Annotated in this window: 21 protein-coding genes and 1 pseudogene; 13 read left to right on the forward strand and 9 right to left on the reverse strand. The window is 70.9% G+C overall.

Features of this window, described 5'->3' with window-relative positions; translation table 11 throughout:
• Positions 1-194 precede the first annotated feature (194 nt).
• From ABD481_RS11265 to ABD481_RS11275, 3 genes are all read right to left on the reverse strand, one after another.
• On the reverse strand, positions 195-869 hold the full coding sequence (locus tag ABD481_RS11265; RefSeq protein WP_344665532.1) for a TetR/AcrR family transcriptional regulator: 675 nt from the start codon (positions 867-869) through the stop codon (positions 195-197).
• Positions 859-1,617, reverse strand: a complete 759-nt coding sequence (locus ABD481_RS11270) for a hypothetical protein (protein WP_344665533.1) — start codon at positions 1,615-1,617, stop codon at positions 859-861. The genes ABD481_RS11265 and ABD481_RS11270 overlap by 11 nt, the downstream gene beginning before the upstream one ends.
• 485 nt (positions 1,618-2,102) lie before the next feature.
• Positions 2,103-2,810, reverse strand: a complete 708-nt coding sequence (locus ABD481_RS11275; protein WP_344665534.1) for an ABC transporter ATP-binding protein — start codon at positions 2,808-2,810, stop codon at positions 2,103-2,105.
• Between the two features lie 229 nt (positions 2,811-3,039).
• On the opposite strand from ABD481_RS11275, the gene ABD481_RS11280 reads away from it, so the two are divergent.
• From ABD481_RS11280 to ABD481_RS11290, 3 genes are all read left to right on the forward strand, one after another.
• Entirely contained in the window at positions 3,040-7,560 is a 4,521-nt protein-coding gene (locus ABD481_RS11280) for an RHS repeat-associated core domain-containing protein (RefSeq protein ID WP_344665535.1), read from the forward strand.
• A gap of 18 nt (positions 7,561-7,578) precedes the next feature.
• Complete coding sequence (locus ABD481_RS11285; RefSeq protein ID WP_344665536.1) at positions 7,579-8,391, forward strand: barstar family protein; 813 nt, start codon at positions 7,579-7,581, stop codon at positions 8,389-8,391.
• Positions 8,392-8,499: 108 nt separating this feature from the next.
• Positions 8,500-9,225 carry an alpha/beta fold hydrolase gene (locus ABD481_RS11290; protein ID WP_344665537.1) on the forward strand — a complete coding sequence of 242 codons (726 nt, stop codon included), beginning with the start codon at positions 8,500-8,502 and terminating at the stop codon, positions 9,223-9,225.
• A gap of 183 nt (positions 9,226-9,408) precedes the next feature.
• On the opposite strand, the gene ABD481_RS11295 is transcribed toward ABD481_RS11290, so the two are convergent.
• Positions 9,409-9,837, reverse strand: a complete 429-nt coding sequence (locus ABD481_RS11295) for a MarR family winged helix-turn-helix transcriptional regulator (RefSeq protein ID WP_344665538.1) — start codon at positions 9,835-9,837, stop codon at positions 9,409-9,411.
• A 121-nt stretch (positions 9,838-9,958) separates the two neighbouring features.
• Here ABD481_RS11295 and ABD481_RS11300 point away from each other — a divergent pair, with 121 nt between their 5' ends.
• The 5 genes from ABD481_RS11300 (at position 9,959) to ABD481_RS11320 (ending at position 14,456) form a co-directional block, all read left to right on the forward strand.
• Positions 9,959-10,807, forward strand: coding sequence for an SDR family oxidoreductase (locus ABD481_RS11300; protein WP_344665539.1), 849 nt, complete (start codon positions 9,959-9,961; stop codon positions 10,805-10,807).
• Between the two features lie 241 nt (positions 10,808-11,048).
• Positions 11,049-11,285, forward strand: coding sequence for a hypothetical protein (locus ABD481_RS11305; RefSeq protein ID WP_344665540.1), 237 nt, complete (start codon positions 11,049-11,051; stop codon positions 11,283-11,285).
• Positions 11,286-11,296: 11 nt separating this feature from the next.
• Positions 11,297-12,634, forward strand: a complete 1,338-nt coding sequence (locus ABD481_RS11310) for a hypothetical protein (RefSeq protein ID WP_344665541.1) — start codon at positions 11,297-11,299, stop codon at positions 12,632-12,634.
• A gap of 60 nt (positions 12,635-12,694) precedes the next feature.
• Complete coding sequence (locus tag ABD481_RS11315; RefSeq protein ID WP_344665542.1) at positions 12,695-13,567, forward strand: hypothetical protein; 873 nt, start codon at positions 12,695-12,697, stop codon at positions 13,565-13,567.
• Between the two features lie 124 nt (positions 13,568-13,691).
• Positions 13,692-14,456 (forward strand): hypothetical protein, encoded by a 765-nt coding sequence (locus ABD481_RS11320; RefSeq protein ID WP_344665543.1) that lies wholly within the window; start codon positions 13,692-13,694, stop codon positions 14,454-14,456.
• A 30-nt stretch (positions 14,457-14,486) separates the two neighbouring features.
• Here the strand turns inward: ABD481_RS11320 and ABD481_RS11325 are convergent, their stop codons facing one another.
• The gene (locus ABD481_RS11325) at positions 14,487-14,897 is read right to left on the reverse strand and encodes an SgcJ/EcaC family oxidoreductase (RefSeq protein ID WP_344665544.1); all 411 of its coding nucleotides are present in this window, start codon (positions 14,895-14,897) and stop codon (positions 14,487-14,489) included.
• Between the two features lie 170 nt (positions 14,898-15,067).
• Between ABD481_RS11325 and ABD481_RS11330 the strand changes: the two genes are divergently transcribed.
• The 3 genes and pseudogenes from ABD481_RS11330 (at position 15,068) to ABD481_RS11340 (ending at position 17,456) form a co-directional block, all read left to right on the forward strand.
• Complete coding sequence (locus ABD481_RS11330) at positions 15,068-16,030, forward strand: purine-nucleoside phosphorylase (RefSeq protein WP_344665545.1); 963 nt, start codon at positions 15,068-15,070, stop codon at positions 16,028-16,030.
• A gap of 29 nt (positions 16,031-16,059) precedes the next feature.
• Positions 16,060-16,536: pseudogene (locus ABD481_RS11335) on the forward strand (cupin domain-containing protein); the annotation flags it as partial.
• 116 nt (positions 16,537-16,652) lie between these two features.
• Complete coding sequence (locus tag ABD481_RS11340) at positions 16,653-17,456, forward strand: SDR family NAD(P)-dependent oxidoreductase (protein ID WP_344665546.1); 804 nt, start codon at positions 16,653-16,655, stop codon at positions 17,454-17,456.
• A 107-nt stretch (positions 17,457-17,563) separates the two neighbouring features.
• Here ABD481_RS11340 and ABD481_RS11345 read toward each other — a convergent pair whose 3' ends face one another.
• From ABD481_RS11345 to ABD481_RS11360, 4 genes are read right to left on the reverse strand one after another with little or no spacing between them, the layout of a single operon-like run.
• Entirely contained in the window at positions 17,564-18,508 is a 945-nt protein-coding gene (locus ABD481_RS11345; RefSeq protein ID WP_344665547.1) for a hypothetical protein, read from the reverse strand.
• 36 nt (positions 18,509-18,544) lie between these two features.
• Complete coding sequence (locus ABD481_RS11350; RefSeq protein ID WP_344665548.1) at positions 18,545-19,021, reverse strand: hypothetical protein; 477 nt, start codon at positions 19,019-19,021, stop codon at positions 18,545-18,547.
• Positions 19,022-19,045: 24 nt separating this feature from the next.
• Positions 19,046-19,858, reverse strand: coding sequence for a hypothetical protein (locus tag ABD481_RS11355; RefSeq protein ID WP_344665549.1), 813 nt, complete (start codon positions 19,856-19,858; stop codon positions 19,046-19,048).
• A 7-nt stretch (positions 19,859-19,865) separates the two neighbouring features.
• The gene (locus ABD481_RS11360) at positions 19,866-20,591 is read right to left on the reverse strand and encodes a WXG100-like domain-containing protein (protein WP_344665550.1); all 726 of its coding nucleotides are present in this window, start codon (positions 20,589-20,591) and stop codon (positions 19,866-19,868) included.
• Positions 20,592-20,983: 392 nt separating this feature from the next.
• On the opposite strand from ABD481_RS11360, the gene gadC reads away from it, so the two are divergent.
• Together gadC and ABD481_RS11370 are read left to right on the forward strand one after the other, a co-directional pair.
• The gene (gene gadC, locus ABD481_RS11365) at positions 20,984-22,471 is read left to right on the forward strand and encodes a glutamate/gamma-aminobutyrate antiporter GadC (RefSeq protein WP_344665551.1); all 1,488 of its coding nucleotides are present in this window, start codon (positions 20,984-20,986) and stop codon (positions 22,469-22,471) included.
• Positions 22,471-22,947 carry a hypothetical protein gene (locus ABD481_RS11370; RefSeq protein ID WP_344665552.1) on the forward strand — a complete coding sequence of 159 codons (477 nt, stop codon included), beginning with the start codon at positions 22,471-22,473 and terminating at the stop codon, positions 22,945-22,947. Before gadC ends, ABD481_RS11370 begins: the two co-directional genes overlap by 1 nt.
• The last annotated feature ends 40 nt before the right edge of the window (positions 22,948-22,987 follow it).

Below are 22,987 nucleotides of genomic sequence, written 5' to 3' on the forward strand. Positions count from 1 at the left end.
GCCCGGGGACGGATGGATCCAGTGGGTGACGCGATGCCGCCCCGCGGTGGCGGCGCGGTTGAAACTAATGAAGGGTCAACGCGCTGACAAGGGACCCGGCGAAACTTTGCTTATCTATGACGGTCCGCACCATCACCGACGGTAATCAGTGCTGGGGACGGGGAAACTGGTGCATAGACTGCGAAAAGCCTCCGCTATCCCTCGGCCGTGTGCAGGCCGTGGAACAGAGCCCTGACAATGCGCTCGGCATGGCCGTCGGGCAGCTCCCGCACCGGGCCGTGCGCGCCCGGCGTGCCCAGGAACACCTGCGGCAGCACCAGATCGTGCGCGGCGCCGATCAGCAGCGTGGTCACGGCCTCCAGGTCGGCGTCGGCCGCGACCCGGCCGAGGTCCTGCTCGGCGCGCAGATAGGCGGCGAACAGCTGCGGCAGCCCGGCGTCGCCGGTGCCCATCAGGCCCAGCATGTGCGGCCCGGCGTGCTGGGAGATCAGGTCCCGGAACCGCTGGAGCACGGCCGGCTGCCCGATGGTGCCGGCGAAGGCCGGCATCACCCGGCCGAGCAGCGTCACGGCCTGCGTGAACAGCGTGACGAGGTTCGCCTCGACCGTGGCCGACCCGGGGACCGGCGCCGGCGCCCCGGCCCGCAGCACGGCGTGGACGTGGGCGCGCAGCCCGTGCGCGATCAGGTCGTCCTTGCCGTCGAAGTAGTTGTAGAGCACGCCGTCCGCGACCTTCGCCTCCTTGGCGATCTCGCGGACGGACAGCCCGGCGGTGCCGCGCCGGGCGATCACGGCGGCGGCGGTGGCGATCAGGTGCGCCCGCAGGTCCTGGTCGCCACCGCGCAATACGGCGGCTGGTCTAGGTGACATCGCGTTTCAGCGTAGTGGCCACGGCCACGGCGGCGAACACCGCCGCGTACCCGGCCAGCAGCGCGCCGCCGCCCCACCGCGGCAGCAGGTCCTTGCTCCCGGCCCCGACCGCCAGCGCGGCCGCCCGCCCGGCGGTGAACGGCAGCCAGCGCGCGGCGCTCGACCCGATCAGCTGCCCGACGATGCCCTCGACGATCGCCATCCACCCGAACGCCACGGCGATCGCCCCCGGCAGATTCGGAACGAGCGCCCCGAGCCCGACCCCGATCGCGGCGAACAGCGTGTCCGCCACCACCCCGCCCAACAACGTGGTCCACACCCCGCCGGACCCGAAGTCGAACGTGACGCCCTTGGCCGGCCACCACACCGCGACCGCCCCCAGCGCGACCCCGCCGGCCACCACCCCGGTGAGGGCCCCGACCAGCGAGTAGACCCCCAGCTTCGCGACGACCGGCACCCCGCGCCGCGGAGCGGACAGATAGGTGTCGGTGACCGTCTTGTGCCGATACTCCCCAGCGACCGCGAGAATGCCGAACACCAAAGTCAGGGCACTGACCAACCCGACATGCGCGACCGCCTGCGTCTGCGTGGCGGCCTGCCCCAGCTTCCCGGGATCGGACACCACCAACCCACTGACCCCGCCGACAACAATGAGCTGCGCGGCAGCCAGCACGATCCACGGCCCGCGGGTACTACGGAGCTTCAGCCACTCGGCGGCGAGCGCCGGGCCGAAGACGGATGGGTTCACGATGTGCTCCGGTTTCTCGGGATGATGGGGATGATGGGGATGGGGATGGGGAGGAAGATTCAGCCGGGTTCGACTGGTTGGTTCTGGATGGCGGCGCGCAGGCCCGCAGGCCCGGTGGCTCAGCAGCTCAGCGGTTCGATGGCGTGGTGGACCGGCGGTCCGATTGCTCGGTGGCTCGGTGGCTCGGCAGCTCAGTGGCTCGGCGGTCCGATGGCCTGGTGGACCCGTGGTCCGATTGATCGGCAGCTCGGCAGCTCGGCAGCTCGGCAGCTCGGCGGTCCGATGGCCTGGCGGTCCGGCAGGCGGGCTTGGGCTGGTTCGACCGGCTTCGGATGCCGTTCGGGTGGTTCGGTAGTCCGGTGGCTTGGCGGAAGGGTGTGCTGGTTCGCGGCGATGGCGGCGGTGGTTGTGCTCGCGAAGCCTTAAGCCCTGCCAGCCCAGCCCAGCCCGGCCAGCCCAGCCAGCCCTGCCACCCCAGCCCGATCTCAGCGACTCTCACCCGCAGTCAGCGCCAAGAAGTTGTCCTCCAGCGACCCGGCTCCCGGCAGCGCGTCGATCGGTCCCTCGAATCGCAGTCGGCCGCCGGCGACGATGACCACGTGGTCGGCGGTCTGTGCCACCTCCGACAGCAGGTGGCTCGACACCAGCACCGTCCGTCCCTCCGCGGCCTGAGCGCGTAGCAGCTTGCGCAGCCAGGCCACGCCCGCCGGGTCGAGGCCGTTCACCGGTTCGTCCAGCACCAGCACCTCCGGGTCGCCCAGTAGCGCCGAGGCCAGGCCGAGCCGTTGGCGCATCCCGAGCGAGTACTCGCGTACCCGCCGGTCGGCGTCGCTGCTCAGCTCGACCACCTCCAGCACCTCCGCCACCCGGGCGCGCGGTACGCCGCCGGCTCGGGCCAGCACGCCGAGGTGGGCCCGTGCGCTGCGCCCCGGGTGGAAGCCGGTCGCCTCCAGCACCGCGCCGACCACTCGGCGCGGTCGGGTCAGGCTCGCGTAGTCGCGGCCTCCTATCAGGACTCTGCCGCTCGTCGCCGCCACCAGGCCGAGCGCGGTGCGGAGGGTGGTGGTCTTCCCGGAGCCGTTCGGGCCCAGGAACCCGGTGACCTTGCCGGCCGGCGCGGTGAAGGAGAGTTCGTCGACGGCCGTGGTGTGCCGGAACCGTTTGGTGAGCGCGAGCGCTGCGATGTCGGTCATGGATGCCTCCTCGGAGCGTGGAACGGAACGGGGCGCCGCTGTGAACCAGTGTTCATGAACATTGGTTCATAGCGCAAGCGGCGGTGGCCCGCCCCATGTCAGAGGCCTCACCAGCGACGTTTCCGAACCCCGCGGTGGCGGACGCAGCAATCTGATTCGTAGACTGCTGCGGTCATACATCGCACGTTGTCGACAACGTCCGATGAACACGGGGAGCAGGGGGTATGCGATGGTTCGTCCATCGGGGTGGGACGTTCTGGGTCTGGACGGGGACCCGACACCCGGCGTGGTGGAGTCGGTCGAGGCCTTGGCGAAGCAGTTCGGGGACTTCGCCCATGATGTGGAATCCGCGTACCGGGGCCTGGGCTCCTTCGGCGGCGATGCCAATGCCCTGCAATGGATCGGCGCGACCGCGGACGCGTTCAAGACGACCTTCGGGCCGCTCCCGGGACGTCTGCAGAAGCTGTACACGTCGTATTCCGAAGCGTCCGACGCCCTGTCGGCCTACGCGCCCAAGCTGCTGGCCGCGCAGAACAAGGCCGACGCCGCGTTACATCAGGCCCAGGACGCCCACGCGGATCTGCAACGCGCGTCGACGGCGGCCACCAGCGCCGCGACCGACCTGAAGACCGCGCAGCAGAACCAGACCGCGAACCCGAATCAGCAAGCTGTCACCGACGCCCAGACCGCGCACGACACCGCGCAGAAGAACCTGGACGCCGCGAAAGGCAAGCTCGACGCTCTGGCCACCCAAGCAAAACAAGCCCACGACGACCGGATAGCCGCCGCCAAGGACTGCGCGAAAGCCCTTCACCACGCGCAGTCCGACGGCATCCACAACAAGCACTGGTGGGAACACGTCGGCGCGGCGCTGGCCGACTGGGGCGGGAAGATCGCCGAGATCGCCAACGAACTGGCCCCGTTCCTGGACGTCCTGGCGCTGGCGACCTCCTGGATCCCCGGCGTCGACGTCATCACCGCCGGCCTGGCCGAGGCCGACAACCTCATAGCCCTGGCCGGCACCGCGATGCAGATCGTCGGCGACGGCATGCAAGGCCACTGGGGCGACGCCCTCATGAGCGCCGGCATGCTCGGCCTCACCTTCGTCGGCGGCAAGGCCATCGGCTCGCTCGGCGGCAAATTGGCGGGCAAGCTCGGCCGCGAAGCCGAGGAAGGCGCCGAGGGAAGCATCGGCGCCCAGGCGCGCAAGGCCGAGGGCGGCAAGACCTCCTACTGCGAGCGCGACCCCATCGACGTCGTCTCGGGCTGGATGCTCTCCTCCAAGACGGACGTCGCCCTTCCCGGCGTCCTCCCGGTCGAGCTCCGCCGCTCCTACTCCTCCGGATACACCACAGGCCGCCTGTTCGGCCCGGGCTGGTCGAGCACCCTCGATCAGCGGATCGCGGTCAACGCCGCCGGGATCCACTTCGCCGGCGACGACGCGCAGACGGTTCAGTTCCCGATACCGGACGCGGCGGAAGCGGTGCGCCCCGATCGCGGCCGCCTGCTCTCGCTGGTCTGGGACCGAGACCTGGACGAGATCCGCATCAGCGACCCCGACACCCGCTGGACGCTGCACTTCCCCACGGTCCACCACCGCGACGAGATCGGCGAGATCCGCGACCTGACCGCGATCAGCGACCGCAACGGCAACCGCATCAGCATCCTGCGTGCCGAGGACGGAACCCCGACCCTGGTCGAGCACTCGGGCTATCGCGTCGCCATCGGCACCGTTGCGACCGCGCACGGTCCTCGTATCAGCTCCCTGGCTTTGCTCGGAGCGAGCCCCGATACCGAAACCCCCGTGGCCGGCTTCGGATACGACGACTACGGACGCCTGATCACCCTCCACGAAGCGTCCGACGCGGAGCCGACGCTGCGCTATGAGTACGACGCGGACGATCGGATCCGCGCCTGGACGGACCAGCTTGGCCACCGCTACGCCTACGAGTACGACCTGTCAGGCCGCGTGACCGGCACCACCGGCACCGCCGGATACCTGGCCGGCTCCTTCGCCTACGACGATGTCCAGCGGCAGACGATCCACCGGGACTCCTTCGGGCAGACCACGGTCTACGACTACGACGAGCTGGGCCACGTGACCGCGATCACGAACCCGCTCGGCGGCGTCAGCCGCCTCGTGTGGGACCACCGAGGCGAACTGCTGTCCTCCACCGACGAGGTCGGTGCCACCACGGCCTACCTGGTCGACGACAACGGCGACACCGTCCGCACGACCCGCCCCGACGGCGCCGTCACCACCACCGCGTACAACGACCTCCACCTGCCGATCCGCATCGCCACCCCCGACGGCGAGACCTGGAGCTACGAGTACGACGACCGCGGCAACATGACCGCGGCGATCGACCCGATCGGTGCGACGACCACCTTCTCCTACACGGCGCAGGGCTTCCTGACCGACCGGACGGACCCCCTGGGCAACGTCGAGACATACACCCCGAACGCGGCCGGCCTCCCCAGCCGGACGGTCGATGCCGCCGGTGCGGCCTGGACCGTCGACTACGACGTCTTCGGCCGCCCGGCAGCCGTCACCGATCCGCTGGGCGCTGTCACGACTTCCGCCTGGGACGTCGCGGGCCGCCCGCAGTCGCGGACCCTGCCGAACGGTTCGGTCCAGAGCTGGCAGTGGGATTCTCGGGGCAACCTGCTCGCGCAGACCGATGAGAACGGCAACACTCTGCGATTCGAATACGGACCCTTCCAGACAGAGATCGCCCGCATCGAGCCGGACGGGACCCGTTACGGCTTCACCTACGACAGCGAGCTGCGTCTGACCGGCGTCAGCAACCCGGCGGGTGCCACCTGGAGTTACCAGTACGACCCGGCCGGGCGGCTCAGCAGCGAGGAGGACTTCGACGGCCGCCGCCTCGAATACCGCCACAACCTCGCCGGCCGCCTGATCGGTCGGACCAACGGCGCGGATCAGGCCATTGACTTTGTACGGGACATCATGGGCCGGGTCGTCGAGCAGCGCGTGGAAGGCGAGACGGCGGTCTCCTTCGAGTACACCGCGCGCGGAACGCTGGCTGTGGCGCGCCGTGGAGCGGACGAGCTGGCGTACACCTACGATCCCCGCGGTCGCGTGGTCAGCGAGAGCATCAACGGCCGCGCGGTCACCTCCGGCGTCAACGCGATCGGGCAGCGGACCAGCCGGGTCACGCCGAGCGGACGCGTCTCGACGTGGGCCTATGACGCCGTCGGACGGCCCGACACCTTGAGCGGTCCGAGCTGGGGCATGAGCTTCGCCTACGACGCGGCGGGTCGGGAGACCAGCCTCCGGGTCGGAGCCGACATGGAGATCGCCAGCACGTGGGACCGGCTCGGCCGCCTCACTTCGCGCCGGGTCCTCAGCGGCGCCGACCAGCGGGTCCGGGTCGACCGGACGTGGACCTACCGGCCCAACGGCGCTCCCGAGGGCATCGCGGACCCGATCCTCGGCGACCAGGCGATCAAGGTCGACGCGCTCGGCCGGGTGACGGCGCTGCGCGGCGCCACGTGGTCCGAGGACCTCGCGTACGACGCACTGGGAAACATCGTTTCGCATACTGATACCCGGAATCCCGAATCGGACAGCGCCGGCCGTCGCGTCTATGCCGGAAGCCGGCTGCGGGAGGCCGGCCGGACCAGCTACGAGTACGACGGCCAGGGCCGGCTGGTGCGCCGGGTGCGCCGCCTGCTGACCGGTGGGCGCCGGGTATGGACGTACACGTACGACGCCTTCGACCACCTCGTCGAGGCCGTGGTCCCGGACGGTCATCGGTGGCGGTACGACTACGACGCGCTCGGGCGGCGGATCCGCAAGCAGCGGGTCGACGACCAGGGGGCGGTCCTGGAGCAGGTCGAGTTCGCCTGGGACGGCGAACTGGTTGCCGAGGAGCGGCATTCCGTCACCGGCGCCGACCAGGCCACGACGACGACCTGGGACTTCCGGCCCGGGTCGGGGATCCCGGTCGCGCAGGACCGGCGGACCCACGTCCTCGACGCGCCGCAGGACGCCATCGACGTCCGGTTCCACGCCATCGTGACGGATCTCGTCGGCGCGCCGACCGAGCTGGTCGGTGCCGACGGCCGGGTGGCCTGGCGCTCCGAACGGAGCGTGTGGGGCGGCCCGATCGGCGGTGGCGCGATCGGTGGCGCGCCCGACGCGGAGGACGGGACCGGCTGCCCGCTCCGCTTCCCCGGCCAGTATCGGGACAGCGAGACAGGGCTCGACTACAACTTCCATCGCTACTACGACCCGGAGAGCGGCCGGTACACGACTCCGGACCCGCTGGGCCTCGCGCCGGCGCCGAACCACTACGCGTATGTCGACAATCCCTACACGGACACGGACCCGCTCGGTCTGGCCAAGGGCAAGTCCGGAGGCGCCGCCGCCAACAGCGGACCGCCGGAGTGGGCGATCAACGAGCTCGCGAAGATCAAGGCGGGGAACGGGACCGTCCACACCTACTCGCCGTCGGATCCGAAATACGATCCGGCCGACCCTGGCAAGCAGGTCCTCTGGGAGGGTCGCAGCAGCGAGCCGCTGGCCAAGGTCCGGAAGTGGGGCAAGCAGCCCGCCGTCCTGAATTCCGACGGGACGGAGCGCCTGCCGGCCTTCGACGGTTCTCCGGAGTGGGAAGTCCCCGGAAAGCCCCAGAGCTACAAGATCATCGGGCCGAACCGCTACGGCGATTATGGTTACACCTCGAACCACTACAACAAGATCGACGAGTTCAAATGCCCGTGACGAGAGGTACCGCCGACCATGGCACGCGCTAGATATGCCCTCCGGGACGACGCCACCGGCCGGCGTCTTGCCCGATGGGTGGACCTGGACGGGTTCTTCGTCGGCACGTCGACGGCGGAGCAGTGGTGGGAGCAGACCGGTGAGGAGCCGCCGGAACAGCTGGAGATCAAGGTCGACGGCTGGTTGCCGGATCCCGCCCTGCTTTCGTTCCGTGACGAGGAGGACGGGTCCTTCGAGCTGGGCGACGTCCTGGTGGACGTCCTCGATGTCGACGAGGTGAGTCTTGGCGCGTACGACTTGTGGGGGGCGGCGCTCGAAGTCGACGAGCAGGGGCGCGGGACGTTGTGGGCGAACGCGTCCATGGCGCCGCACGTCTCCGCACGCGAGGTCTGGGGCCGGTGGCGCGAGCGGTTGCCGGACACGTCCGGGCAATGGGCCGCGTTGCCGGCCGGCGAGCGTGACGGGTGGGTCGAGGCGGCCCAGCTGCACTACTTCCACCAGGCCGGGGAGCGGCGGGCCTGGCCGATGCCCGAAGGCCGGATCACGCTGCACGGCGAGCACGTCGTCGATCTCGCGAGCTTCTTCTGTGCTGTCGGCGAGGCGTTCAACGGTCCCGGTGGCTACTTCGGGAGCAACCTGACGGCGTTGGCGGACTGCCTGGCGAATCTCGACCGGGAACCGGGCCAGCCGGTGCGGTTGCAGTGGACGGACATCGCGGTCGCCGAGCAAGGGCTGGCCCGCCGAGTGGAGACGAGCGGCGGGTGGAAGCCGATCTTCGACCTCGTGATGGAGGTCCTGGACCAGTACAACGTGGAGGTGCTGCGCAGGTGAGGGCCCGGGACCCTGGCCCGTGCGCGACGCGGGCCAGGGTCCCGGGCCCGGACCGGCCAGTGGTCAACGCGGGCGCGGTGCGGGCCCCGGCGCCGAGATCGTTGAGCCATGCAGACAACCACTGACCCCATCGCCGTCCTGGTCCACGGCGCGTTCGCCGAGTCCGCCAGCTGGAACGGCGTCATCGCCCGCCTCGCCGCCGCGGGAGTGCCCGCTCTCGCCGCCGCCAACCCGCTGCGCGGCGTCCAGTCCGACGGCCAGTACGTCCGCGACGTCGTCGCCTCCCTGGAGCGGCCGGTCGTGCTGGTCGGGCACTCCTACGGCGGCCACGTGATCACCGAGGCGGCGGCCGGAAACCCCGCTGTGCGCGGCCTCGTCTACGTCTCGGCCTTCGCACCGGAGATCGGCGAGAGCGCCCTGGAGCTGTCGAACCGCTTCCCCGGCAGCACCCTCGGCGACGCGGTGGTGCCCCGCACACTGACCGCCGGCGGCACCGAACTGTCCATCGACCCGGCGAAGTTCCACCAGCAGTTCGCCGCCGACGCCGACGCGACCACCGCCGCACTGATGGCCGCGACCCAGCGCCCGGTCACCGAAGCCGCCCTGACCGCCGGCCCGACCGGCGACGCCCCGTCCTGGCGAGAACTCCCCACCTGGTTCATCTGGGGCGCCGCCGACCGCAACATCCCCGCCGAAGCCCTGCGCTTCATGGCCGACCGCGCCGCCGGCCACCAACGCACCGAGATCCCCGCCGCCGGCCACGCCCTGCCGGTCACCCAGCCGGACGCCGTCGCCGACACGATCCTGCGCGCGATCGCGGCGGTAAAGGCCTGATTGCAGAACTCTGCGAAAGGCGGCGGGGGTCAGCGAGCTGCCCGGTCTCAAGCCCCCAGCCAGCTCAACTCCGCCGCCGCTTCAGACGCCTTGCCCGGCCTCGCAAAACCAGCCTCGCCTCCCTCTCAGCGGCCAACTCCGCCGCCACCTCAGGCACCTCGCCCAACCTCGGCAAAACGTCCCTCACCCCCCAGCCAGCAACTCCGCCGCCGCCTGGTGCACCTTCGCCAGCAACCGCAGCAGCTGCTCCCGCTCCCCATCGCCAAGCCCTGCGGTCAGCTCGGCCTCCAGTCGTCGCCGGTCCTCCTCGACCGGTTTGCGCAGCGCCCGGCCGGCGTCGGTCAGCCAGAGTCGGACCAGTCGGTTGTCCTGCTGGTCCCGGCGCCGGGTGAGCAGTCCGGCGGCCGCCATGCGGGTCGCGCCCTTGACGATCGTCGGTGTTGTCACGTCCAGTGCGGCGGCGAGCTCGCCGGGCGTTCGGCCGTCCTGTTCCCACAGCAGCGCCAGCAGGTGGTCCTGGCCCAGGTGGAGGCCGTGGCGGCGGAGGCGGGCGTCGGCGATTGCGCGGACCGCTTTGTTGGTGCGGCCGTGCAGGTCGAGGAACTCGGGCATCGGGCCGCCTTCCGTGGAGGGGGATCCCGCGCAGCCTATCGCGAGATCGATTGACGGCTAATCATTCACCGGCTAACGTTCGGCGAGGTCGTTAGACGGCAATCGAATTCTGGGAGAAGTCATGATCCTCATCACCGGTGCCACCGGGAATGTCGGCCGCGCCCTGGTCCGTGTCCTGGATCAAGAAGGAGCGGACGTCCGTGTCCTGGTCCGCGATCGCGACCGGGCCGCCGAGTTGCCGGTGCGCGCCGAGCGGGCGGTGGGCGACCTCACCGTGCCCGAAACCCTGGAGCCCGTCTTCCGCGGCGTCGACCGCGTCTTCCTGCTCACCCAGGGCATCGGCGTCGATCAGGCGGCGAACGCCGTGGCCGCCGCCCGCGCCGCCGGTGTCCGCCACATCGTGCTGCTCTCGTCGATGAACGTGATCCCCGACCCGATGCCGGCCATGGGCCACTGGCATCACGCCCGGGAGCAGCTCCTGCTCGACTCCGGGATCCCGACGACCTTCCTGCGCCCCGGCGGCTTCGCGACCAATGCTCTGGAGTGGGCCGGGACCATCCGCGCGGGCGGCTACGTCCTCGACCCGACTGGCCCCGGCCGATTCTCGATGATCGACCCCGCCGACATCGCCGCCGTCGCCGCCGTCACCCTGCTCCAGGACGGGCATCAGGGCCGTGCCTACGCCCCCACGGGCGACGAGACCGGCACCGTTGCCGACCACGTCAGCACCCTGGCCGCCGCGCTCGGTCGGCCGATCGAGGTGCGGACCGCAGCCACGCCGGAGGAAGCCGTGCAGGCGCGCTATCCGCAGGGCGCCCCGCCGGCGCTCGCCGCGGCCATCCTCGAAGGGTTCACCATGATGCGCGCCGACACCGTCGGCTTCCGCACCGACGACGTCGAGCGGCTCCTGGGCCGGCGCCCGCTCGGCTTCGCCCAGTGGTGCGCGCGGAATATCGATTTCTTTTCCTGACAACCCCGCGCCACCTGTGCGGAGATCGACGGGGACCGGTCCCGGCGGGGCCCTGAGAAGGTGTCGGCCTACTCGGAGTTTGTTCATTGTGGGTAGACTGCCGCCCTGCCCCGGCGAGGCTTACGCTCGCCGCCAAGGGATCATGTCAGGGATGCGCGGCTCGGCGCATTCACGGGAGGGCCCTGAGACAGTGAGTGATCTGCACATAAGTGCGCAGGTGCTGAACGATCTGCGTTCGACCATGACCAGGATCAGCTCGGACCTGGACGGCGCCTGCCGCCGCCTGCGGGCCGCCGACGCCACCGGCGTCGGCGCGGACCCGCTGGTGCACCGGGTCCACGACTTCGCCGACGAATGGCACTACGGCATCGGCCAGATCGGCAAGCACGCCGACGACTGCGTCTCGATGCTGGACCAGATCGGCAAGCACTTCGACGACGTCGACATCAAGCTCAAGAACCAGCTAGAGCAGGCGTAGGGGGAACCGCGATGACGACCACCCGCAGCCTGCCCGCGCTCGGCTTCGACCCCGCCCCCGGCGACGTCGGCGGCACCCGCGACCTGGGCCGGGCCCTGGGCGGGATGGGGACCGAGCTCGGCACCATCCTGTCCAGCATCGACGGCGCCGACCGCGGCAGCTGGCAGGGCCAGACCGCGATCGCGTTCATGGACCATCTGAACAGCGACCTGAAGCCCGCGGTCCAGAAGTGCCACGACTCCTTCACCCAGGCCAGCAGCCTGCTCTACCGGTGGGCCGACCAGCTCGACGGCTTCCAGGCCGAGGCCGACCGGCTGGAGCACGAGGCCGAGGGCAAGAAAAGCGCGGTCGCCTCGGCGAAGACCACCGCCTACGGCCCGAGCGGCACCCCGCACCCGACGCCGGCGCCGGCCGGCAGCCCGGAGGCCGCGCAGGACGTCAAGAACCAGAAGGCGCTCAGCGACGCGCAGGACGCGATGGGCGACGTGCTGCGTCGCGCGCACGACCTGCACGACCGCTACCTCGCCGCCGCGCGGACGATCGCCGACCAGCTGCACCACGCCGGGCAGCTGGCCCCGGACAAGCCCGGCCTGTTCGACTCGATCGTCGACGGCATCGGCGACGCCTTCAAGGGCGCCTGGCACTGGGTGGAGGAGCACGCCGACGCCATCAAGTTCATCGGCGACCTGCTCAGCGACCTGTCCGGGATCCTGGGCATCCTGGCCATCATCACCGCGCCGTTCGAGCCGCTGGGCGCGATCTTCGCGGTGGCGGCGATCGCCACCAGCGCCGCGGCGCTGCTGACGCACCTGGTGGCCAAGGCGGCCGGGGCCGACGTCAGCTGGATGAGCATCGGCGTGGACGCGCTCGGCGTGCTGCCCGGCGTCGGCATGCTCGGCAAGACCGCGAAGGTCGCCGACGAGGCCACCGCGGTGGCCCGGGCCGCCAAACTCAGCGGCACGCTGGGCAAGGCCTTCGAGGGCGGGGCCGAGGCCGCGCACGACATCGTGGGCCTGGCCAAGGAGGGCCAGACCGCCTGGAAGACCTTCGGCGTCTTCGGCAAGCAGGTGGCGGTGTGGGGCGACAAGACGGTCGGCGTCATCTCCCACGACGGCAGCTTCATCAGCCGCGCGCAGAGCGTCATCGAGACCACCTACCGCAGCGGCCAGCTGGTCGGCACCAAGGGCCTGAACCTGATCCCGAAGGTCGCCATCGAGCCGATGAGCGCGCTGGGCCGGACCATCGACGCCGGGATCAAGATCGCGCCGAAGATCTACTTCCTGCCCAAGGGCATCCACAACGACATGGAGATGCAGGTCGGCAACCCGTTCCACGCGTTGTTCGAGTAGCCGCGCCGAAACCTGCGCGACCGAAGCGAAGCACGACGGCACAAAGCCCTTGGAGCCTTGATGGACTGGTATCCCGACCCCGGCGAGACGCCGCTGTTCCGCGGCTCCGCGTCCTTCGCGTCCGGCCGCGCCCCGAAGGTCGCGGGCAAGCGCTGGTTCCGCGACGAGCAGGGCCGGGACATCGGCTCGGAGATCTTCGGCTGGCCGCCGGCGCCGGTCCACGAGCAGCGCGGCGACAAGGCCGTCAAGACCGGCAAGACGCTGGGCTTCCTGGGCAAGGCGACGGCGGTCGTCGTGGCCGGGACGCTGGAGCTGTTCAGCAGCTCCGGCGGCTCGCTCGTCAACTTCAAGGAGCCGGACGGCAGCACCCCGACCGATCCGGAGCGCGAGGTCGAGGACTTCCCGGTGCTCTGGGCGCCGGACGGCACCACGGCGCGCCGGACACCGTGGCAGCTGGACCCGGACCGCCGTCCCGAGCGGTACCGCACCGACCTCCAGCTCACCGACCGGCGGCTGCTGGTGCTGGGCAGCGCCTCGGTGACCGCGCCGGCCGAGGTGCTGTGGCAGCTCCCGCTGGAGCAGGTGGCCACCGCCCGGCAGCACGCCTTCTCCTCCCACGGGGCCGACGTCACCATCGACTTCGCCGACGGGTCCTGGATCCGGCTCGACCTCGGGAGCAAGGGCAGCGCGGCGAAGGCGGTCTGGGTCCTGGCCGGCAACACCGAACCGGTGCGGCTCACCGAGGCCCAGCAGGCGTGGGCGGTGAAGTTCACCGAGCGGATGCCGGGGACGATCGAGACCGTGGGCACCCCGGTGCCCGGCGCGCCGGCCGGCACGCTGTCGATCGAGATCATCGTGCACCGGGACGCCGAGCACTTCCTGAAGGTCGGACCGATCACCGTCGACGCCGACGGCAAGCCGGTCGTGGCCTGAACGGCGCCACCTGAACAGCACCACCTGCACAGCGCCAACTTTGCACAGCACCACGACCTGCACAGCACCACCTGCACAGCTCAAGGAACGTCGGGCACTGAACCATCGACCAGCGGGGAACGCCATGACCATCGACACCGACCAGGCCCCGGCGGCCCCGCCGGCCGCCCTCGACCAGCTCGACGCGACCCAGATCGCCCGGGCCTTCCAGCGGAACGCGAGCGGCGTCCCCGAGATGCGGTTCGAAGTGCCGGCGAACTTCCTGGCCTACCCGATGCAGGAGGACCCGGCCGAGCGCCAGGCCGCCGCCGACCAGTTCGTCCGCGAGCTGTACAAGAACGGCGACGAGGAACTGTGGCGCACCACCGCTCCGGCCATCGCCGCGATGGGCGAGATCACGGCCGGTGCCGGTGTCGGCTGGGCCGGCCTGGGCGTGTTCGACAACGAACAAGGCGGCGTCGCCACCTGCACGCTGACCCTGGCCGCCACCGAGTCCGACCACATGGACCCCGAGGTCGCGGTCCTGGGCCTGCGCGAAGTCCTGGTCCGCGACGAGTTCAACGACTCCCGGTGGCTCAACCTGCCCTGCGGGCCCGCGGTGTCCCGCATCACGGTCACGAAGTACCCGCTGGACCCGGAGCTCTCCGGCGGTGCGGAAGGGGCCGAGCTGGTCCAGGGCCAGATCCAGGTCTACATCCCGTTCCCCACCGGCCCCTACATGGCGATCATGACGATGCAGACCGCCAACATGGAGGTCTGGACGGAGTTCAGCCAGATGATGGCGGTGATCGTGCGGTCCGCCGTGTTCCCCGGCGCGCCCGGGACCCCCGAGACCCCCGGGACCCCGGGCCCCGCCGAAGCGGGATCCGGGGCCGCGGCTCGGCCCTGAGCCGGCGCTGTGGCGCTCACCGGCCGTCGCCTACTGGGCCAGGGCCAGTACCGGGCTGTTGTGGTAGGCGGCGACCAGCCACTCGCCGTCCTGCCGCTCGAACACCCAGGTGGCGTTGACCTTGCCCGCGTCCGGCACCTCGTCCTGCCCCGGGAACAGGATCCCGGACTCGGTGACCACGATCGCCGCGTCCTGGCCCAGGAACCGGATGCTCAGCTGCTTGTTGTAGGTCGAGGTGCCCTTCAGCGGGCCGGCGAACGCGGCGGCCATGCTGTCCCGGATGACGGTCCGGCTGCCCCGCAGCGATCCGGTCATGATCGCGGTCGCGTCCGCGGTGTAGTCGGCGACCATGCCGTCGGCGTCCCCGGCCTCCCACGCCTTGTAGGAGTCGACGAGGACGGCCTGGATCGCGGCCTCGTCGGCCGCGCGGTTCTCTGACATTGGATTCTCCCTAGTGCCCGGTCCGCCGTGTGCCAGCGGGCTCGTCAGTACATACCGGGGGCGCGGGCCGGACTCATCGCGGACGGGCGCGAATTTTTCGCGGGGGACCCGGCTTGGGTAGCGTGCCGGGTAATGGCCGCGCGCCGCGCGACGACGAAAGCGGGAAACCAGTGCCCCACCAGGTCCGGGTCCTCGTGATCACGATGTTCGACACCGATCCGGCCGAGGCCCACGGCGAAGCGTTCCGCTGGCGCACCCGCGACGGGCTCGACACCGCGGTCGCCGTCCCCGGCCTGAGCGCGGACGCGCCCGCCGTCCACGGCCGGTCCGACGGCCTGTGGCTGCTCACCACCGGGATGGGGGAGGCCAACGCCGCCGCGTCGGTCATGGCGCTGGCGTTCAGCGGCCTGTTCGATCTCTCGCGGGCCTACGTGCTGGTCGCGGGCATCGCCGGGATCCACCCGGGCGTCGGCACGGTCGGGTCGGTGGTCTGCACGGACTTCGCGGTCCACGGCGGCTACGCGCACGAGCTGGACGCCCGCGAGATCCCGGAGGGCTGGCCGCACGGATTCGTGGCGCTCGGCGCCGCCGCCCCGCACAAGCCCGCGGAGCTGCGGGTCCCCGGTGAGGTGTTCGAGCTCGACGAGCGGCTGCGGCAGGCGGTGGCCGCGCTCGGTGCGCGGGTGCGACTCGCCGACGATCCCGGCGTGGCCGCGCTGCGGGCGCGCTATCCCGGGGCCGGCGGACAGCCGCCGGAGGTGCTGACCGGGTCGTCGCTCACGCAGAGCGTGTTCTGGTCCGGGGAGTTGTTGGGCCGCCGGGCCGAGCAGTGGGTGCGGGACTACACCGGAGGACTGGGCCGCTACGCCGTGACGCAGATGGAGGACAACGCGACCCTGGTCGCGCTGGACCGGGCCGCCCAGGCCGGCTTCCTCGACTTCTCGCGGGTCGCGGTCCTGCGGGCCGCCGCCAACTTCGATCGCGCCGCGCCCGGCGAGCCGTCCGAGTCGGCCTTCTCCGAAGCCGTCGGCTGGGGCCTGGCCGCGGAGAACGTCTGGCGCGTCGGGTCGAGCGTCGCCGGACACATTCTCGGCGACTGGCCGGCCTGGGCCGACGGTGTGCCGTCGCGCTGACGGCGCGGTGGCTGAGCGATGATCGATCAATGAGCGAGAACGCTGACGCCATCGCCGCGCGCCTCGGCCTGGTACCGCTGCCGGCCGAGGGCGGGCGTTTCCGCCGGACGTGGGCCGGGCCGGACGACGGGACCGGCCGTCCCGCCGGGTCCGCGATCCTCATGCTGCTCACCGCCGAGCCCGGCGACTTCTCCGCGCTGCACCGGCTGCCCATCGACGAGGTCTGGCACTTCTATCGCGGTGATCCGCTGCACTTGCTGCTGCTGCATCCCGACGGTCGCAGTGAGCTGCGACAGCTCGGAGGCGACGGCGAGGACCTGATGCAGACCGTCGTGCCCGCCGGCGCCTGGATGGGAGCCCGCGTCGCTCCGCGCGGGGCGTGGTCGCTGTTCGGCACCACCATGGCGCCCGGTTTCGTTCCGGCCGACTACGAAGGCGGCGACGCCGAGGAACTCGCCCGCGATTATCCGGATCGCGCCGATTTGATCAGAGCCCTGTCACGGCCGGGCGCGCCGATGCGGATGCCCGTCCTCGCCGACCCCGACCCTGAACCCGACCCCGACTCTGGTCCCGACTCCGAACCCGCCGATCCCGAACCCACCACCTCCGAAGCGGCCACCTCATGACCCACACCGACCCGGCCCGGCTCGACCCCGGCTTTCCCCGGCGGTCGCTCCCCGACCTCACCGGCACCGTCGCCCTCATCACCGGCGCCAGCGGCACCATCGGCGGCGGCGTGGTCCTCCGCTTCGCCGCGGCCGGTGCTTCGGTGGCGCTCCACTACGGCCGCCACCCCGACGCGGCCGAGGCGCTGGCCGGCCGCATCCTCGCCGACGGCGGCCAGGCGACCGTGTTCGGCGCCGACCTCACCGACGAGTCCGCCTGCCGGGCGCTCGTCGCGGAGGCCACGGGGTGGCGCGGCCGGCTCGACGTGCTGGTGAACAACGCCGGGATCCAGCCGGTCCGCCCGCTCGACGACCTGACCGCGCAGGCCTGGCGCGAGGTCATGGACGCCAACCTCACCAGCGCCGTCAGCTGCACCCGGGCGGCGGCCGAGGTCATGGAGCCGGGGTCCTCGGTGGTCCACATCGCTTCGATCGAGGGCACCCAGCCCGTGGTGGGCCACGCGCACTACAGCGCGTCCAAGGCCGCGCTGATCATGTTCGCCCGCTCCGCGGCCCTCGAATACGGTCCGCGCGGGATCCGGGTCAACACCGTCTCCCCGGGCCTGATCCAGCGCGCCGACCTCGACCGGGCCTGGCCCGAGGGCGTCGCCCGCTGGCACGCCGCCGCGCCGCTCCACCGCCTCGGCAGCCCCGACGACGTCGGCAACGCCTGCGTCTTCCTCGCCTCGCCGCTGGCCGCCTGGATCACCGGCCACGACCTCGTCGTCGACGGCGGTGTCAGCGCCCGCCCGACCTGGTGACGCGGACTCTCAGAGCCCGCAGCTCACAGCTCACAGAGCTCGCATCCCTCAAAGTCCGCAGCCCTCAAAGCCCGCAGCAGCCCTCGCCCTAACAGCCTTCACAGCCCTCAGACCGGGAACCGCTCCGCCAGCGGCGCCAACGGCGTCGTCCGCGCCCGCGCCGTCTGCGCCGTGTTGTCGAACACCATCGTCAGCAGCGTCCCGCGCTGTCGGTCGGCCGCCGTCCGGACCAGCGACTGCGGGCTCACGGCCATGGTCTGCCCGTCGTGGTAGCCGATCATCGGGTACCAGTGGTACATCCCCTCGCCGGTGTCCCACCGCGCGTCCTCGCCGGCCCGCACGTAGACCTCGCCCAGGTAGCGCGCGCAGCGGTCGATGAACCCGGCGTTCACCCGCTTCAGGTCCGAGTCCTCCTCTTCCAGCCGCTCCATGATCACGGCCTCCAGCCGCTCCAGGGAGGCCCGGTCGTAGGTGAGCTCGAAGCCGGCGGGCAGGTAGCCGGCGAGCTGCTCCTCCAGCCCGACCTGCATGGAGCGCAGCCAGATGGCGAGCGCCTCGGCGTTGTCCGGCGCGGGCGGCATCGTCGCGTCCTGATACCGGTCCTCGACGCTGTCCAGCGGCGTGGTGCGGCCCGGCACCAGCTCGGCGACGCCGTCGTACAGATCGGTGAGCACCTCGCCGTCGCGGCGGCGCACGATCACGTCGATCAGTTGCTCGGGGCAGGTCGGCTGGAAGATCCCATCCGGGATCGCCAGCACCGGCACGCCCTCGAAGGTGCCGTAGCCCTCCCGCCAGAAGCAGCCCTGGAAGTTCCAGATCAGCGTCTCGCCGACGTAGCGGGCCGCGATGTCGACGAGGCGCTGCGCGTCGCGGTCCTCCGCCGAGAACTTGTCCGGCAGCCGTTCCAGCAGGATCGTCTCCAGCGCCGCCAGCGAGGCGCGGTCGGCGTTCGCGGCGAAGCCCGGCAGCTCGCGCCGCAGGCCCTCGGTCAGGGCCTCGCCCATGTCCTGGAGCCAGGCGTCCAGGTCCCGTGCGACGTCGGCCTGGGTCATGGTCGTTCTCCTCAAGAATGAAGGTCGGGCCCGGGTTCAGCCCAGGTCGGCGTAGCGCTCCTCCAGCGGAGGCAGCTCGGTCGTGCGGGCCGGCACCGCGGCCGCGACGGCGTCGTAGGCGCGGGTCAGCTCGTGCCCGGTCCGCCGCTCCAGCGCGATGTTGAGGCGGGACAGCGGGCTCTCCTGGAGCCCGGTGCCGTCCGGCACCCCGATCACCGGCAGGCCCGCGTAGCGGCCCTCGCCCGGCTGCCACGCGCAGCCCTCGAAGCGCTCGACGAGCGTCTCGCCGAAGTAGCGCGCGGCCCAGTCCAGGTGGTCGATGTAGTCGGGCTTGGCGGCCAGCGCCGGGTCCGGGATCGCCTGGAGCAGGAAGGCTTCCAGCACGTCCAGCGAGTCCCGCTCGTAGGTGTCGTCGAAGTCCTCGGGGCCCTTGTCCCACACCTCGTTGACGAGCTCGAACCACATGGCACCGAGCCAGGTCTCGACCTCTTGCCGGGCTTCAGCAGTAGCCATGGCTCACTCCTGTCTTCCGCCGAGTCATCGCTTCCGCCGGTAATGGAACGGGTTGCTGCCGTCGTCGTGGTGCCACGATATACCGTGCTTATCCAGCTCCGGTTTGAGCCAGGCGGGGGGTTCCGGGGTCTGCCCGACCCAGCGGATGTCCCAGCCCTGGGCCGCCAGCCGGCCGTCGAGCTCGACCTCCTTGCGGATGTCCTCGCTGTTGTTGATCCGGCCGCCCTTGTACTCGATGCCGATCTGCCGGTCGGGGTGGGCGATGTCGATGCGGCGGACCGAGCCGTCGGGGAACGTGATGGAGTGCTCCTCCTGGTTGTTCCCGAACAGCCAGCCGTCCTCCTTCTTGTGGCCGGCGCGGTCGGCGAAGTTCTCGACCTGGGCCTGGGCCTTCTTCGCCTTGTTCCAGTTGGCGTCGTAGTTGTTGTCCCAGGCTTCCTTGCTCAGCGCCGGGCGCCCGCCCTCGGCCACCTTCTTCTCGAACTCCGGCGTGCTGGTCCGCTTCTGGTACTTGGCCCAGCGGTCCGCGCGGTGCTCGTCGGTGCCCGGCTTCAGCTTGGGCGCCTTCGGCGGCCGGACGCTGCGCGCCGCGGCGGCGTCGGCGGCCAGGTGCTCGGCGGTCTGCGCGCCCTCGGTCTCGGCCTTGCGGGCGGTCTTGCCGACCTCGCCCTCGGCCAGGTGCGCGAGCTTGCGCTCCTCGTCGTCGAAGCGCTCGGCGGCGCCGTGCAGATGGGTGCCGAGCTTGTTCACCGAGCCGCCGGTGTGCTCGCCGACCCCGTGGAAGTGGCCGGTCAGGCTGGTCAGCTTCGAGATGATCTTCTTCTCCGGGTTCGCCATGAACCGCTCAGCCCCCTGTCGCGTAGTTCAGCGAGCCCAGCCCGTTGACCAGGTTCCGGCCGTGCAGCTGGTGGTTCATCGCGTCGTCCTGGATCATCCCGGCGTGCCGCCGCATCTCGTCGGTGTCCAGCTTCAGGGTGCCCGGCCCGGACCCGAGGACCGCGCCGGTGACCTCCTGGAAGGCCAGCCGCTCCAGCTTGTCGCCCAGGCGCTCCAGCAGCGGCCCGATGGTGTGGTCGATGATGTAGTCGACGATCTCGTTCTCGAATTCCTGCATGATGGCGTTCAGCAGCCGGTTCTGGGCCTCGTAGAGCAGCGGCAGCGCGGTCTCGGCCAGCCCGAGGGTGGCCACCGACGCCGCCTGGTCGGCGATGAACTCCGCGGAGGCCAGGCCCAGCTGGACCAGCACCTTGGCCTTCATCGCCACGACGCCGTCGGCCAGCAGGTCGATCGCGGTCGCGACGCCGCGCGCGATCTCGACCAGCTCGTCCATGTGCTTCTTGGAGCCCTCGCCCCAGGCCTGCGCCAGCGTCAGGTACGACTGGCTCTGGTAGACGGCGGCGACGTCGACCGTGATCCGCTGGTGCGTACCCCGGTTGAGCTCCTCGGTGTGGTCGGCCCAGTCCCGCAGGTGCTTGGCCGCGTCCCGCATCTGGTCCTCGTCGATCTCCGGCCAGTTGAACCCCAGGAAGTCGACGACCTCCACGAGCCAGTGCGGCAGGTTCATCGCCATGACAAATCACTCCCCCGTTCGGCTGCTCCCCGTGGGCCCCCGCCGGCGGTGGAAGCCGGGCCGAGCCCCGGCCCCGGCGCCGGGAATCGGGCCGAGCTCCCGACTCCGGCACGGCGTACCCGTATGCCAAATTAGCGTGATGATAACAGAATGTTCCTATGCTTGCGCACCCCCGCGCGGCGATCTTCAGCGGTGATTGAATCAAGACTCTGATTCCGTGCGCCGATCCCGGCGCGCCGGTCTCCGCGCGCCGATCCGGGCGCCGAACCGGGCGTGACCTCGCGCCGCTGCCCGAATGGGCTATTCGGGCGCGCCGCCCGAGCCACGGGACTCGACGATTGCACCATCGGACGCAACCGCGTCTCTGGTGATCCGGATCAGCAGGAGTACCGATGACCTCGATGGACGTGCCGTACGAGGGCGGTGGGAAACGCGCGGCCGCCTCGAAGGCCGCCCGGGTCGCCGCCGTCGCCAAACCCCGCCTGACCTGGCTGACGCTCGCCTTCATGACCACCAGCTCGGTGGCCAGCCTGCGCTCCGCGCCGACCATGGCCGTCTACGGCCTGGCCTGCGTCTTCCTCTACGTGGTCCCGGCGATCGTGTTCCTGCTGCCCACGGCGCTGGTCTCGGCCGAGCTCGCCTCCGGGTGGGACGGCGGCGTCTACAACTGGGTCGCGCAGGGCCTGTCCAAGCGGATGGGCTTCCTGGCCGTGTGGTGCCAGTTCGCGATGACGATCTTCTACTACCCGACCCTGCTCGGCTACGTGGCCAGCACGATCGCCTACGTCATCAACCCCAGCCTGGCCAACAACGGCCCCTACACGGCCATTGTGATCATGGTCCTCTACTGGGCCGGTGTCTGGGTGTCCGCGCGCGGCACCAGCGGGGTCGGCGGCATGGCCTCGTTCGGGCTGATCATCGGCACGCTGATCCCCGGCACGCTGCTCGTCCTGCTGGGCATCGTCTTCCTGGGCCAGGGCAACCCGTCGGCGGCGCCGATGAACGCCGGCGCCATCTTCCCGCAGTGGACCGGCATCGCCAGCCTGGTGCTGATCGTCAACAACTTCCTGAGCTACTCCGGCATGGAGATGAACGCGGTGCACGTCTCCTCGCTGAAGAACCCGGCGAAGGAGTTCCCCAGGGCGATGTTCCTCGCGATGGGCCTGGTGCTGCTGATCTTCATCCTCCCGGCGGTCGCGATCAGCTGGGTGGTGCCCTCCGCGCAGCTGAGCCTCACGGCCGGCGTCATGCAGGCCTTCGACGCCTTCTTCCAGCACTTCCACATCGGCTGGCTGACCCCGCTGGTGGCGGTCGGGCTGGTGTCCGCCTCGCTCGGCGGCATGCTCACCTGGCTGGCCGGCCCGTCCAAGGGCCTGCTCATGATCTCCCGCCAGGAGGGCTACCTGCCGCCGTTCCTGCAACGGCTCAACAAGAACGGCGTCCAGCAGAACATCCTGGTCGTGCAGGGCGTCGTCACGACGATCATCGCGCTGATGTACGCCCTGATCCCGAGCGTGTCCAGCGCCTACTGGATCTTCTCGGTGATCACCACCCAGGTCTACCTGATCATGTACCTGTTGATGTTCGCCGCGGCGATGCGCCTGCGCAAACTCCAGCCCGACCATCCGCGCGGCTACCGCGCCCCGATGCTCGGCGCCCTGTGCGTCATGGGCCTGCTCGCCTCGCTGGCCGCGATGGTCATCGGGTTCGTCCCGTCCTCGCAGTTCGGCGGCGGCAGCGTCTGGTCCTACATCGCGCTCATCGGCGGCGGTCTGCTGCTGCTCGGCGTCATCATCCCGTTCGCCTTCCTCAAGGCCAGCAAGCCCGCGTGGCGGCAGCCCGGCGCGGCGGACGCCGCCTCGGCCGAGGGCGGTGCGTGATGACCAGCGCCAACGCCACGCCCCAGACGCCCCAGCCCCGCGGGACCCATCACCGCGAGCACAACAAGTGGGTGTACTTCGTCGCCCTCGGCCTGCTGATCGTCATGGCGGTCATCTTCCTGATCACCTTCACCCAGCGGAAGCACTCGGCCGAGGCCGTCGACAAGGCGCAGCAGCTCCAGACGAAGCTCGTCGCCGCCGGCTACACGGCGCCGGAGCAGCAGGTCCTCGTCTCGATCTTCGGCCGGGACGGCGGCGCGGTCTGCGACAACCCCACCGGGGCGCTCACCCGGGCGCTGTGGCTGGACAACAACATGTCCAACGGGGCGACCGGCCCGGGCATGCGGCCGGTGATCGCCGACCACAAGGCCCTGGCCGCCGAGGCCCTGGTGATCAGCGTCTACTGCCCGGACCACCTGCAGAAGTTCCAGGACAAGCTCGACGACCTCAAGACCGGCACCACGGTCCGCCGCTGAGGCCGATCCGGCGCCGACCCCGACTCCGGCCCGATGCCGG

Origin of the sequence: Catenulispora yoronensis (genome assembly GCF_039531695.1) — a bacterium.
Classification (GTDB): domain Bacteria; phylum Actinomycetota; class Actinomycetes; order Streptomycetales; family Catenulisporaceae; genus Catenulispora; species Catenulispora yoronensis.